Consider the following 12,882-nt stretch of genomic DNA (forward strand, 5'->3'; position numbering starts at 1 on the left):
TTATATTGGGGAAAAGCGTTGAAGTTTTTGGTTGTTGGTCCAGGGCTTATTGGTAAGAAGCACATAGAACTATTGAGCGAACATAGTAAGGCTCAAATAGAGGCGATCGTAAGCCTTCATCCTGATAGGCATGTAGCTTTGAAGGAAGAGCATGGCGTACCAATATATGGGGATATTGATGAAGCGATAAGTAAACATCAGTTTGATGCTGCAATCATTAGCTCACCTAATGAATGTCATTTAGAACATGGCGTTGCTTGTATAAGTGCTGGTATACCTTGTCTGATAGAAAAGCCTTTGGCTAGCAATTTATTGGATGCGAGAGAACTCACTCTGAGAGCAGAGGCGAGTGGGGTACTTGTGTCAGTTGGTCATCATCGTACGTACAGCAGTTACATCCCCTTAGCGAAAAAGATTTTAGACTCTGATTCTTTTGGCAAACTTGTCGCGGTTCAAGGAAGTGCTTTGTTTTATAAACCTAAAGCCTATTTCGAAGCAGGATCTTGGAGAACAAAGAAAGGCGGAGGACCGATTCTCATAAATCTAATCCATGAAATCGGGATTTTCAGGTATTTGTGTGGAGAAGTAGTCAAAGTATACGCACATGCTTCTAATTCAGTTAGACAATATGAAGTCGAAGATACGGTTGTTATTTCGTTTGAATTCGACACGGGCTGTCTAGGTAGTTTTATATTATCGGATTGCGCTTCGAGCTACAAAAGTTGGGAAATGACTAGTGGAGAGAATTCAATGTATCCATATTTCCCGAAACAATCTTGTTACCATTTTTCTGGTACGAATGGCTGTTTAGACTTCCCCAGTATGCAATTCAGGTTTTACAAGGGCACGCCTTCTTGGACCTCTGATTTTGGTGATTCGACTCCTGAATTAAAAGTCGAAGACCCCTTAAAAGCACAATTAGAGTATTTTATAGAGTGTGTTGAGAGTAAAAAAGAAGCGAAGGTAACGTGTCGCAGTGCTTATAAAAACATGCTTGTAATAGACGCAATTCAAAGGTCAATAAATGAAGACAAGCCTGTTTATCTATAAATTTAGTTGAGAGAGATTAAATGGGAAAAGTTCTATTGGTTGATACATCTTTTTCATCGATTCCGATTTATGATTATCTGATTACTGAACATGATGTTTATGTAGTGGGAAACCGAAGCGGTGATGCGCTAGCTATTAGATGTCAGGAAAAATGGATTGAATTAGACTACAGTAATACTGAAAAACTTAAAGAAATCATTGAATCTCATAGATTTGACTATTTGGTACCAGGTTGCACTGATGTCTCTATTAGAGTCTGTCAGGAATTATCTGAGTCTTGTCAATTGTTTGATTCCGTTCAAGTATACTCCCATTTATCGCAAAAACGACTTTTCAGAAACCTTTGTAAAGCGAATCATATTTCTTGTCCACTCACTTATGAAGCGGCTGACTTTCCGATTTATGGGACCTTCATATGCAAACCGGTAGATTCCTATAGCGGGAATGGCGTGACTGTATTCGATGGTAGTAAAGAAAATGAGTTACGTGAAGCCATAGACAATGCGTTGATTTATAGTCAGTCAAAAGAATTTGTCATTGAGGAGTTTGTAGAAGGTCAACTGTATAGTTACAGCACATTTATTGAGCAACAGAAAGTTATGGACTCTTTCATTGTCCTGGAGGGATCATCAGCTACGTCCTTTGCTGTAGATACGAGTTTTTTAATCTCCGATTTTCCTCAAGATATTTCTGAAACTCTAAAAATGAGTATTGAGCGCTTAGCCTCTCATTTATCTCTTGTTGATGGCCTATTACACCTGCAATTTATTCTGGATAAAAGTGGTCACCCACAATTTATTGAAATGACAAGACGCTGTCCCGGTGACCTTTATTCTATGTTGATTGAGTACAGTTCGGGCTACAGATATGCGGCAAAGTATGCATCTTACTACATTTGTAAACGATTAAGCGCGGAGGTTGAATCCGAAAATTTAGTTATAAGGCACACACTAACATCAGATCATCTAGAATCTTTTAATGTTCTAAATTTCAACGAAATTAATACAGTAAAAGCTTTCTGGCCTCTGATAAAACTGGGGGAAAACATAAGGCCCAACCAGAAAGATAGGGTAGGTATCTTATTTTCTCAATGCCAAAGTATTGCAGTTAGAGATGAGCTATATAGAAACTTTATGAATAGAAACGAATATCAGTTTAGTTCGTATAACCATAAGGTTGACCGAAATTGATATCTCTAAATAAACCAATAAAACCAAACTTAAGAAGGCTTAACCAATATCTATCGAAGATAAATGATTGTGGCTGGTATACAAATTTTGGACCATTGAATGAAAAGCTAACAGTTAGGCTTGAGGAATATCTAGGAGTAAAAAACTTACTGTTGGTAAACAATGGTACAACAGGGTTGCAAATTGCAGGCAAAGTGTTGAATAGTCATAATATTATTACTACGCCTTTTAGTTTTGTTGCCACTTCTTCCGCTTTCGCATTCAGTGGAAATAAACTTGCTTTCTCTGATATCGATAGTAAGTCATTCAATCTGTGTCATGAGCGACTTGAAGAAGCGTTGATAGGATTGGATAAAAGTGTAAACACTATCGTAGCTACCCATGTTTATGGAAATCCCTGTAAAGTCGATGCTATAAATGAATTAGGGAAGAAGTATTCAAAAACTATTATTTATGATGCGGCTCAAGCCTTCGGCGTTCAACATGCAGGTCAATCTATATTAAACCATGGAGATGCTAGTGTTCTTAGTTTTCATGCAACTAAAGTTTTCCATACGATTGAAGGGGGTGCCATAGTCTTCAAATCTGAAGCAGATCTTGTAAAAGCAAAGTCGATGATAAATTTCGGTATAGAACAGAACACAGGTGAGATCGTTTGTGCAGGAATAAATGGAAAATTGAGTGAGTATCATGCCGCAGTTGGACTAGTAAACTTAGAAATTATAGATGAGGTTATTGATCATAGAAGAGCATTGTTTGACTATTACAACCACCATTTGAGTGATTTTATCGATATCCCTGAACGGCTTTCTAATTCAGAGTCAAACGCAGCTTATTATCCAGTTAAATTGGAAGGGAAAAGAAAGCTCACAGTGCTAAAGGAAGCTCTGTTCGATAAGAATATAGAGAGTAGAAATTACTTTTCACCTTCACTAGATAAAATATTTTCTACTTCCGATCAAGGGTGCCCAATTAGCCATAAAGTTGCAGAGTCAGTGTTGTGTCTTCCGATGCACTATTATTTGAATTTTTCGCAATTAGAGAAAATAGTATCAGTTGTTAAGAGTGTATTATGAACACTACTAGATATGGTTTTTTTTGGAGTGCATTCGATAGGGTTATATCACAAGCGATTCAACTTATCGTACTAATTGCCCTAGCAAGGCTACTCGAACCGGAAAGTTTTGGTCTTATGGCAATGACTTACGTTCTTGTAGCTTTAGCAAACACATTTATTGATAGTGGTTTTTATAATTCTTTAGTACGGAAAGCTAATCCAACGGACAGCGACTACTCTACCGTATTCTATGTGTGTATTTTTATCGGCATGACTGTATATGCTTTCTCATACTTTTTGTCTTCTCATATTTCTTCATTTTATGATGAACCTATACTAACTGATATAATAAAAACACTTTCCATAGTGTTTGTGATGAATTCATTGACTACCGCACATAGAGCTAAATTAGTAGTTAATATTCAGTTTAAAAGACTTAGTTTCATCAATGTTATAGCTGTTACTTTCGGTGGAATTGTTGGTTTGTTGTCAGCGATGAACGGCCATGGCGTATGGTCTTTAGTTTATCAAACTATATCGAATGCGTTTATGATGATGGTTTTAAATTTTACTATGGTAAAAATTAGCTATCGTTCCGGAGTAAGTTTGAGTTCTTTCAAAGATTTATTCAGCTATGGCTATAAATTGTTCTTGTCAAACCTAATTGAAGTTATTTATAGTAATAGTTATATACTATTAATCGGTAAATTGTTTAATAGTCATCAGCTTGGGCTTTATTATCAAGCAAACAGGCTGATTGAAATTTTTTCAAATACTTACGCATCAATTATAAGCCGAGTTAATTTGCCGTTACTTTCACAAGAAAAGCTGGAAGAAAATAAGATTAAAATGTTTGAAAATACGATATCGTTGAGTATGTTTGTTTTCCTTCCTATATGTTGCATTTTAATTCTATCTTCTAATTTTATTTTTGTTTCTATATTAGGCTCTCAATGGGAAGATTCAGCGTTATATTTCGATATACTAGTTGTAGCATACAGCATATTTCCTTTGCATGTTGTAAATCTTAATGTTCTGCAAATGAAAAAAAGGTCTGATCTTTACTTAAGGTTGGAAATAGGGAAAAAATTGGTTGGAATACTTGTCTTAGCTCTTTCTTATAGATTTGGAGTGCTCTGGATGTGCGTTGGCATAACATTTACTTCATTTTTATGTTTATGGTTGAATACAATATATACAAAAAGTATTTTTGGTAAGGGTTTGAGCGAGCAGTTGTTAATAATCAAGGATTCTGTAATAGCTAGTATAGGTCCATTACTTTTAATTCTGTTATTTCTTAAAATAGATTTTTTCTTTAGCAGAGAAATATTTATGGTGGTCCCTGTATATATTTTCCTTTGGCTGGCTTTATATTACTATTTAAATAGAATAATGTTGTTTAATACTATGCTTATATTATTAGGGAAAACAAAGGTTAGTAATGGGTAGAGTAATAATATTTGCACCGACTTATGATCCAGATATAGGGGGTAATATTGTGCTGCATAAGTTATGTCACATATGTAGACAATTAGGTTATGATGCTTATTTATATCCAACCCATGATGTTTGTAATATGAGTGGATTTTCATATTCCGCCCTTATGAATAGAATAAAGTCAAGTTTAAAATCTATTTTTGTGGGATATAAAGTTAATGAAGCTTTTTCTACACCAATATTTAATGGTAAATTAAATTCGGAAGATGTTGTTGTTTACCCTGAGGTCACTTATGGCAATCCGCTGAAAGCAAAAAATGTAGTAAGGTGGCTATTGAATAAGCCAGGCTTTTTTACAGATAACTTTTGTTTCGGACCTAACGAACTATATTTTAAGTTTGATCATGGGTTAATTGATAATGTAAAGACAAATAGCTCGAAACTTTCTCACAAAATCTTAAGTATCACGCATATACCATTCGAGATTTACAATATGGAAAACATAGATATAAGGGAAGGTGTTGCGTACTCTGTAAGAAAGGGTAAACATAAAGTTCTCGATCAACACCCTAGAGACTCTATTTGCATCGATGGTTTAAGTCACATAAAAGTTGCAAGTATATTCAAGTCAGTTAAGTTGTTTATATCCTATGATACTTATTCAGCCTACAGTCTGTTTGCTGCATTGTGTGGATGTGATGTAGTTGTTATCCCGGATAAAAATGTCACCATAGAACAATGGTATCCAGACGAATTGAACAGGTTAGGAATTGCCTATGGATTTGAAGATCTTCAGAGAGCAAGGGATACCTTACACCTTTTATTACCTTACAGGAAAGAGAAAGAGCAGGTTCAACTGATGGCAACGGAAGAGTGTTTATTAGAAATGGAGAGTTTCTTTTCCACAGAACTAAAATATAAACTATTCATATGAGCGTAAGTGCCTTTAGTCATGAATAAAATTTATCATAAACTTCGCTTTCCATATTTACTATTTCTATGATCATTCATTCCTTGAATGAATAGTTTGATTTTTTCGAGCTTATTATCATGATAGACAATAATCTGAACAAGGTTTTTAATAGTACCTAGTGCACACTTGAACTTAGACACTTTAACTTTACCATCAAATTTTTTATAAAAGTAAAACCTGTTTCTCGCAATATAATAGACTCTATCGGGTGAATGCTGCACGAGGCTTAAACCAAAGAAATTTTTTGTTTTTCCTAGTTGCTGGTATAGAACTATATCATTGATAGTATAGATTTTATAACCTAGTATTTTTAGAGTCATAGCGATATCTAAATCAATTTTATCAATGAAGTAATTAGTATCGATTAGATTAACCGCTCTGATTATACTTGTTCGTATAAATGAGCCTGAGCTGATAACCCAGTTTTCGTCAGTAAGCCCCGGTTTTATATTTTTTTTTGCGACATGAGAATATTGTATATATGGTGCATAAATGGCAGCTTTAGGGTCATTATGAATCTGAATTGCAGTTTTCATCTTTTGAATAGACAAAGAATCAAAACGGCTATCTTGATCTAGTAAGCATAAGAAGTCCGATTGTTTTTTACATCGCTCAAACATTGAATGGAAGGCAATTGAAAGACCATCGTTAATTCCATTAGACATCAAAGTAATATTGTTTTTTTTTTGTATTGTGTTTGTGTAGTTGTTGCTTATCCTGTTTGGCGTGTTGTCGAAGACTAAAACATGGTCAAAGTCTTCAGATAGAGCTAATATATTTTCAATATCTTCCAAAGAGGGGTGATATAGCGTTATACCGCAAGAATACTTCATCTTTTTTCCATGTTGCTACTATAAATATTGTTTACTTCATCCATATAGGTAAACCATTCCTTAGGTGCGATTACTTTTTTATTTTCGTTCTTGCTCAGATAAGCCCCCCACCATGAGAATGAACTATTCGCAATTATATAATGGTCACAGAGCGCGAGTAACCTAAGGCTTTGATAGTCCTTGCAACCTTCTATAAAGGTTAGATCCCTATGATTTTTAAAAACCTTTCTAGCTCTTATTATGTCATCGCTAAATATGAAGATTGAAGCATTTGGATAGCGCGTAGAGAGTTCTTTAAGACTTTCGATATAGTAGCTATTACCAGGGATAACAAAGTCTCCAGATTCTTTGTAGTCATCTCCTAGTCGCATACTCACAGCTATAGCAGTTCCAGAGTTTATGCGATCGATGTAATTTTGCTCTATTTCGGTTGGTGTGGTTAGTACACTAAATGATTCAATTACTTCTTCTTTTACGCTTTGAAAGTACTCTTCATTTTGAAAGTAACCGTAAAGGCACAGGTCATCACCAGTAGTGTTAACTTTGTAACAATAAGTGTCAAAGTTATAGATTAAACCAAGTGGTTTCAGTAGTTTTAAGGGTATTCGACCGTATTGATATTTGAACCCCAGCTCCTTTATAATTCTTTGAAGAATTCTATATAAAACCTGCGTGCATGTATAAAAGTAATTTCTACGAGATGAAATTGTATCGGTTTGAAGAATTTCTATGTTATCAGGCAAATTCAAATGTGAAGCCGAAAAGGGGCGAATCTTATACGTTTCAAACGCACTAGTATCCAGATATATCGGACAGTTATTTCTCTCTTTAGCAAGAGCAATAGCATAAGCAATTTGAAATAGTTGATTACCAAGGCCACCCATGACTTTTACCACTATCATCATTTGTATTTCCAAATATAATTAAACACAAATCTCAAGTAGTAGAAGAGCGCTCTATCGGCTCTTAAACCAAGCTCATTACAAAAAATATGCCATTGAGCGAAAGCCATTTTCAGCTTATTCGATGAGCGTGACGTTTCTGCTTGGCGGTACTCAGCAAGCGGCTTGCTACTGCAACAGTGTGCTTGCACACCGTTTAATCTGGTAAGTCTAAGCCAAAACTCATGATCTTCATGACCAATGTTCTTGAAACGATTTTCTTTGAGGAGTGACCTGTGTACAGCACTAGTTAAACATCCAACTATGTTTTTTCTCAGTAGACCTTCAAAATTAGTGTTCGAATCTGGCTTATAAAGCTTTGTTGTGTAACTTCCTAGCTTTCGTATGTCATAGGCAGAATAAGAAAAAAGCACTTCGTTTTTTATCATATGAGAAATTTGGATCTCTAACTTCGCTGGATACCATACGTCGTCTGCGTCTAGAAAACAGATGATCTCCCCTTTAGACTTCTCTAAGCCTTTGTTTCTGGGAATTGCTGGTCCACCTGAGTTGTTCGTTAACTGGTAAAACCGGATTCTTTTGTCTTTTTGGGCGTACCGGCTTACGAGTTCTTGCGTATTATCGTTCGAATTATCATCAACAATTAATAGTTCCCAGTTTGAGTAGGACTGGCGTTGTACAGACTCTATCGCTTCAACAATAGTATTGGCGGCATTGTAACTTGGCATGACAATACTGATGAGTGGTTGTTGCAAACTACCTTCCTTGGCGTAACTAAAACAAGTCGCGACGTGCTGACCTTATTCAATTTTTATTATTAAAGTATACGTGACCTTGCAAGTGATGATTATTGAAAGTTTTGTCATGGGTACGAAATTGTGATCGCTATACTATGATTTCCATGGCTGAAGGCACTATTCGCACACGAAACAAGCAGTTAGTTTGAACAAGTTTCTATTTATAGGAGATTTGTGGAACAATCTACAGACATTTTGGATTGTGAGTTTGGTATTGGGCGCTCCCAAGGGCGGTAGCGTGCCAAAACGTAAACAGTAAAGGTAATCACTTGTTCGAGTTTTTAACGACGCCTGCAGCTCTGGTTTCAGTACTATTTGCATTGACGATCTTCGGTTTGATCAAATTTCAAGCCCATTCAGAAAAAGTGTTTGGTTTGCTTTTACTTGGACTTTACCTGAGTTCTTTAGTTAGTACTGAACAAGTCATTAGCAGTTTTGCCAACCAAGGGCTACTTACCCTCATGATTCTGATGGTGTGCTCAGTTGCACTGGAAAAGACACGTTTGCTCCGTACGGTCACAAGTTATGTTATCGGTGAAACATACAAAGGGACCTGGTTTAGGCTTTACGGTCTAACTGCAGTTTGTTCTGGGATACTTAATAACACAGCTGTTGTGTCGACAATGTTGGCACCTATTCGCAATAACAGATTCCATCAGCCTAGCAAACTTCTCCTCCCTCTTTCTTATGCCGCTATTCTAGGGGGGACGCTTACTCTAGTAGGTACATCCACAAACCTTATTGTGAACAGTTTGGTCATAGACTTTGGATTACCTAGTCTTAACTTTTTCGACTTTACTTTAGTTGGAGTGTGCCTGGTTATCGGCTGCGGTGTATTACTTTTTTTTCTAAGTCGCTTTCTTCCTGATAGAGGACTCAATAAAGTAGAAGCGAAAGAGTATCTAATCGATTCAGAGGTAAAACCAGGCTCCGAGCTAATTGGTCGAACTGTCGAACAAAATGGCTTGCGTCACTTAGAGTCTCTCTTTTTGGTCGAGATACTGAGGGGCGGTCACTTGATATCGCCGGTCACACCCAGTGAGGTAATACAAGAGGGAGACCGTTTATTATTTAGTGGCGATATCAAAAAAGTTACTGCTTTAACTCAGTTTGATGGCTTGTCCTTGTTTGCAGATGACACTGGCTTACCTTTGACCAACTTGTCTGAAGTGGTCATTCGTCCAGACAGTCAGTTGATTGGTAAAACCCTAAAGCGTGCCGGATTTAGAGCGTTGTTTGATGCGGCAGTGGTGGCAATAAAACGAGACGGTGAAGCGATTTCTGGAAAACTTGGTGATGTTATTCTTCAATCTGGAGACTATCTAGTACTTGCAGTAGGTAACGACTTTTCTTCTCGTCACAATATCACTAAAAACTTTTTTTTACTGAGTGATGTGGAAACTGAGCAATACTTAGGTGGCTGGCGTGAAAAGTTTGTCGTTCTGGGCTTCATTATCGCTATAGCATTGTCAGCGTTTGGGATATTTTCCCTTTTTAAGGGAATGTTGATTTTTCTAGGTTTATTGCTTTTGTCTGGGTGTTTGAGTGCCAACGAAGCGATACAGCGTTTGCCTAGAAACATATGGTTGATTATTTCTTCAGCACTTTTGCTGTCGCAGGCTTTAGCGACCAGTGGTGCTTTATCTTGGTTAGATTCATTTATTCGATCTTATGACCATTTGTTTACACCCATTACTGGGTTAATTGTTGTATATTTGTTAGCTTGGTTACTTACTGAGTTAGTTACTAATAACGCTGCGGCTGCTTTATGTTTTCCTCTCGCGATGGAAATCGCGGGCAGTCTGGATGCAGATCCCAAGGCCTATATTCTTGCGGTCGCATTCGGAGCCAGCGCCAGTTTTATTAGTCCTTACGGCTATCAAACGAATTTGATGGTCTTCAATGCGGGGCAATATAAGCTCCAAGATTTTGCAAAAGTGGGTGTGCCGATGTGCCTGCTTTATGGGTTAATAGTCGTGACCACTATCCCTCTTTTCATTGGTTTGTAATAAAGGATTTGATTCGAAAAATGAACATTTCTCCAGAGCGTATGACTCACCTAAAGCAGTTAGAAGCTGAGTCAATTCATATCATGCGCGAAGTGGCGGCTGAGTTTGATAACCCAGTAATGCTGTATTCAGTCGGTAAAGACTCATCTGTAATGCTACACCTTGCGCAAAAAGCGTTTGCGCCAGGTATCCCACCATTCCCGTTAATGCACGTAGATACTACGTGGAAATTCAAAGAGATGATTGAGTTTCGCGATTACATGGCGGAAAAGCTGGGCATGAAGTTGATTGTTCACCAAAACCCAGAAGGTTTGGAGATGAACATCAGCCCGTTTGTACACGGCAGTTCTTTGCATACAGATATCATGAAAACTCAGGGTCTGAAGCAAGCACTGGATAAGCACGGTTTTGATGCGGCTTTCGGTGGCGCACGTCGCGACGAAGAGAAGTCTCGTGCGAAAGAGCGTGTGTATTCGTTCCGTGATGAGCATCATCGTTGGGACCCTAAAAACCAACGTCCAGAGCTTTGGAATATTTACAACGGTAAAGTGAATAAGGGCGAGAGCATTCGCGTGTTTCCTCTATCTAACTGGACTGAACTGGATATCTGGCAATACATCTACCTAGAGAACATCGAAATCCCAGGTTTGTACCTAGCGGCGAAACGTCCTGTGGTTGAGCGTGACGGCATGCTTATCATGAAAGACGATGACCGTATGGAGTTGAAAGACGGTGAGGTAGTAGAAGAGAAGATGGTTCGTTTCCGTACTCTGGGTTGCTACCCACTAACCGGTGCGGTGGAATCAGAAGCGACGACGCTTCCAGAAATCATCCAAGAGATGCTACTGACCACAACCTCTGAGCGTCAAGGTCGTGCCATTGACCACGACAGTGCGGGTTCAATGGAGAAGAAGAAACGCGAAGGTTACTTCTAATTCATTATGACGACTCCTTATCAACGTAAAGACCACGACTCGGTATCTAGTGATGTGGTGTGGCACAACTCAACCGTGACGCACGCAGACCGAGTAGCTCTTAAACTACAGCAATCGGTGTGCTTGTGGTTTACCGGCCTCAGTGGCTCAGGTAAATCAACAGTGGCAAACGCTGTTGAGAGTAAACTCCTGCAAATGGGTAAACACAGCTATCTTCTCGATGGTGATAATGTGCGCCACGGTCTAAACAAAGACCTCGGTTTTTCTGATGATGACCGCGTGGAGAACATTCGCCGCATTGGTGAAGTAGCTAAGCTATTTGTGGATGCGGGCAATATTGTGCTGACTGCGTTCATCTCCCCGTTCGTCTCCGACCGCCAGCAAGTGCGTGATTTGATGCAAGACGGCGAATTTCTAGAAGTGTTTGTGGACACTCCTCTTGAGGTGTGTGAAGCGCGCGACCCGAAAGGTTTGTATAAAAAAGCCCGCGCCGGCGAAATCAAACACTTCACAGGAATCGACTCTGAGTACCAAGCGCCAGTGAATCCTGAAATTCACCTCAAAACCGAGAACCTAAGCATCGAAGCGTGCGCCGATTTTGTGGTTGCTGAGCTTGAGAAAAAAGGCTACCTGCAACTTAAGGAAGAAGCGTAATGCATTACGACGTTTTTAATGGCGATGCCGACGGCATCATTGCGCTGCTTCAACTTCGCTTTGCGGAGCCAAAAGACTCGACACTGATTACCGGTGTGAAGCGTGACATCAAACTGCTTAAGCAAGTGGATTGCGATAAAGCAACTTCGGTAACGGCGCTGGACATTTCTATGGAGAAGAATCTGCCGGAGCTTGAAGCCCTGCTTAAACAAGATGTGTCTGTGTTTTACTGCGACCATCACCGCAGTGGTGATATTCCGCAGTCAGACAAGCTTGAAGCGCTTATCGATTTAGATGCTGAAGTCTGCACCAGCTTGTTGATTAACCAAAAGCTGGGCGGTCAATACGCAAAGTGGGCTGTCGCAGCCGCGTTTGGTGACAACCTGTTTGCCTCAGCGCAAAAACTCGCAACTGAGATTGGTCTCTCGGATTCAGAAACTGAGTTCCTGAAAGAGCTTGGCACGCTCATCAATTACAACGGTTATGGCGCAAGTCTTGAAGACCTGCACATTGAACCGGCTGAACTGTACCGACAGCTTAGTCACTTTGAAGACCCGCTTGCTCTGCTTGATAATGAAACTTCACCTTATCACGTGCTTAAGGCCGGTTACGCGCTAGACCATGAGAAGGTGACCAGCATAGAACCGTCGCACAGTGACCCGCAGTGCAAAGTGTTTGAGCTTCCATGTGACGCATGGGCACGTCGCATCAGTGGCGTGTTTGGTAACGAGCTAGCCAATCAAAGCCCAGAGTTGGCCCATGGCGTGTTAACGCTAAACTCAAATGGTCAAGATTACACCGTTAGTGTGCGTGCACCGCTGAATAACCGTGTAGGTGCCGATGAGATTTGCTCGTCATTCCCAACAGGGGGAGGGCGCAAAGCGGCTGCTGGTATCAACCAATTACCGAAAGGTGATGTCGCTAAGTTTACGCAAGTGCTGAGCGACTTCTACAAGTCATCCAACTAAGAATTTAAGTGCCCGCATAAGCGAGCACTAACAACAGAATTTAGGTGTGGGCAGGTAAGCCCCACCAAGAATACATT

At 39.1% G+C, this 12,882-nt stretch carries 12 protein-coding genes; 9 read left to right on the plus strand and 3 right to left on the minus strand.

Going from position 1 to position 12,882, the window contains the following annotated elements; genetic code table 11:
- The first annotated feature begins 18 nt into the window (after window positions 1-18).
- From Pcarn_RS18770 to Pcarn_RS18790, 5 genes are read left to right on the plus strand one after another with little or no spacing between them, the layout of a single operon-like run.
- Entirely contained in the window at window positions 19-1,050 is a 1,032-nt protein-coding gene (locus Pcarn_RS18770; RefSeq protein WP_261835849.1) for a Gfo/Idh/MocA family protein, read from the plus strand.
- A gap of 20 nt (window positions 1,051-1,070) precedes the next feature.
- Window positions 1,071-2,240 carry an ATP-grasp domain-containing protein gene (locus Pcarn_RS18775; protein WP_261835850.1) on the plus strand — a complete coding sequence of 390 codons (1,170 nt, stop codon included), beginning with the start codon at window positions 1,071-1,073 and terminating at the stop codon, window positions 2,238-2,240.
- Complete coding sequence (locus tag Pcarn_RS18780) at window positions 2,237-3,316, plus strand: DegT/DnrJ/EryC1/StrS family aminotransferase (RefSeq protein WP_261835851.1); 1,080 nt, start codon at window positions 2,237-2,239, stop codon at window positions 3,314-3,316. The genes Pcarn_RS18775 and Pcarn_RS18780 overlap by 4 nt, the downstream gene beginning before the upstream one ends.
- Window positions 3,313-4,746, plus strand: coding sequence for a lipopolysaccharide biosynthesis protein (locus tag Pcarn_RS18785; RefSeq protein WP_261835852.1), 1,434 nt, complete (start codon window positions 3,313-3,315; stop codon window positions 4,744-4,746). Before Pcarn_RS18780 ends, Pcarn_RS18785 begins: the two co-directional genes overlap by 4 nt.
- On the plus strand, window positions 4,739-5,668 hold the full coding sequence (locus Pcarn_RS18790) for a WavQ (protein ID WP_261835853.1): 930 nt from the start codon (window positions 4,739-4,741) through the stop codon (window positions 5,666-5,668). The genes Pcarn_RS18785 and Pcarn_RS18790 overlap by 8 nt, the downstream gene beginning before the upstream one ends.
- A 32-nt stretch (window positions 5,669-5,700) precedes the next feature.
- Here Pcarn_RS18790 and Pcarn_RS18795 read toward each other — a convergent pair whose 3' ends face one another.
- Genes Pcarn_RS18795 through Pcarn_RS18805 form a run of 3 tightly spaced genes read right to left on the minus strand, consistent with a single transcriptional unit; the run spans window position 5,701 to window position 8,197 of the window.
- Window positions 5,701-6,540, minus strand: a complete 840-nt coding sequence (locus Pcarn_RS18795; protein ID WP_261835854.1) for a glycosyltransferase family protein — start codon at window positions 6,538-6,540, stop codon at window positions 5,701-5,703.
- Window positions 6,537-7,445: an alpha-1,2-fucosyltransferase gene (locus Pcarn_RS18800; protein WP_261835855.1), complete on the minus strand. Its 909-nt coding sequence runs from the start codon at window positions 7,443-7,445 to the stop codon at window positions 6,537-6,539. The genes Pcarn_RS18795 and Pcarn_RS18800 overlap by 4 nt, the downstream gene beginning before the upstream one ends.
- On the minus strand, window positions 7,442-8,197 hold the full coding sequence (locus tag Pcarn_RS18805) for a glycosyltransferase family 2 protein (protein ID WP_261835856.1): 756 nt from the start codon (window positions 8,195-8,197) through the stop codon (window positions 7,442-7,444). The genes Pcarn_RS18800 and Pcarn_RS18805 overlap by 4 nt, the downstream gene beginning before the upstream one ends.
- 311 nt (window positions 8,198-8,508) lie before the next feature.
- Here Pcarn_RS18805 and Pcarn_RS18810 point away from each other — a divergent pair, with 311 nt between their 5' ends.
- The 4 genes from Pcarn_RS18810 to Pcarn_RS18825 are packed head-to-tail and all read left to right on the plus strand — an operon-like array spanning window position 8,509 to window position 12,805.
- A complete protein-coding gene (locus Pcarn_RS18810; protein ID WP_261835857.1) occupies window positions 8,509-10,248 on the plus strand; it encodes an SLC13 family permease in 1,740 nt (579 codons plus the stop codon).
- Between the two features lie 20 nt (window positions 10,249-10,268).
- The gene (cysD, locus tag Pcarn_RS18815) at window positions 10,269-11,183 is read left to right on the plus strand and encodes a sulfate adenylyltransferase subunit CysD (protein ID WP_390904496.1); all 915 of its coding nucleotides are present in this window, start codon (window positions 10,269-10,271) and stop codon (window positions 11,181-11,183) included.
- A 6-nt stretch (window positions 11,184-11,189) separates the two neighbouring features.
- A complete protein-coding gene (gene cysC / locus Pcarn_RS18820) occupies window positions 11,190-11,837 on the plus strand; it encodes an adenylyl-sulfate kinase (RefSeq protein WP_261835858.1) in 648 nt (215 codons plus the stop codon).
- Complete coding sequence (locus Pcarn_RS18825; protein ID WP_261835859.1) at window positions 11,837-12,805, plus strand: DHH family phosphoesterase; 969 nt, start codon at window positions 11,837-11,839, stop codon at window positions 12,803-12,805. The genes cysC and Pcarn_RS18825 overlap by 1 nt, the downstream gene beginning before the upstream one ends.
- Window positions 12,806-12,882 lie beyond the last annotated feature (77 nt).

The sequence above is a fragment of the Vibrio ishigakensis genome (genome assembly GCF_024347675.1).
Lineage (GTDB): Bacteria > Pseudomonadota > Gammaproteobacteria > Enterobacterales > Vibrionaceae > Vibrio > Vibrio ishigakensis.

Coding starts and splice junctions, on each gene's coding strand:
- Pcarn_RS18825 (WP_261835859.1), top strand. CDS start 11,837: ATGCATTACGACGTTTTTAATGGCGATGCCGACGGCATCATTGCGCTG.
- Pcarn_RS18795 (WP_261835854.1), bottom strand. CDS start 6,540: ATGAAGTATTCTTGCGGTATAACGCTATATCACCCCTCTTTGGAAGAT.
- cysC (WP_261835858.1), top strand. CDS start 11,190: ATGACGACTCCTTATCAACGTAAAGACCACGACTCGGTATCTAGTGAT.
- Pcarn_RS18800 (WP_261835855.1), bottom strand. CDS start 7,445: ATGATGATAGTGGTAAAAGTCATGGGTGGCCTTGGTAATCAACTATTT.
- Pcarn_RS18785 (WP_261835852.1), top strand. CDS start 3,313: ATGAACACTACTAGATATGGTTTTTTTTGGAGTGCATTCGATAGGGTT.
- Pcarn_RS18790 (WP_261835853.1), top strand. CDS start 4,739: ATGGGTAGAGTAATAATATTTGCACCGACTTATGATCCAGATATAGGG.
- cysD (WP_390904496.1), top strand. CDS start 10,269: ATGAACATTTCTCCAGAGCGTATGACTCACCTAAAGCAGTTAGAAGCT.
- Pcarn_RS18775 (WP_261835850.1), top strand. CDS start 1,071: ATGGGAAAAGTTCTATTGGTTGATACATCTTTTTCATCGATTCCGATT.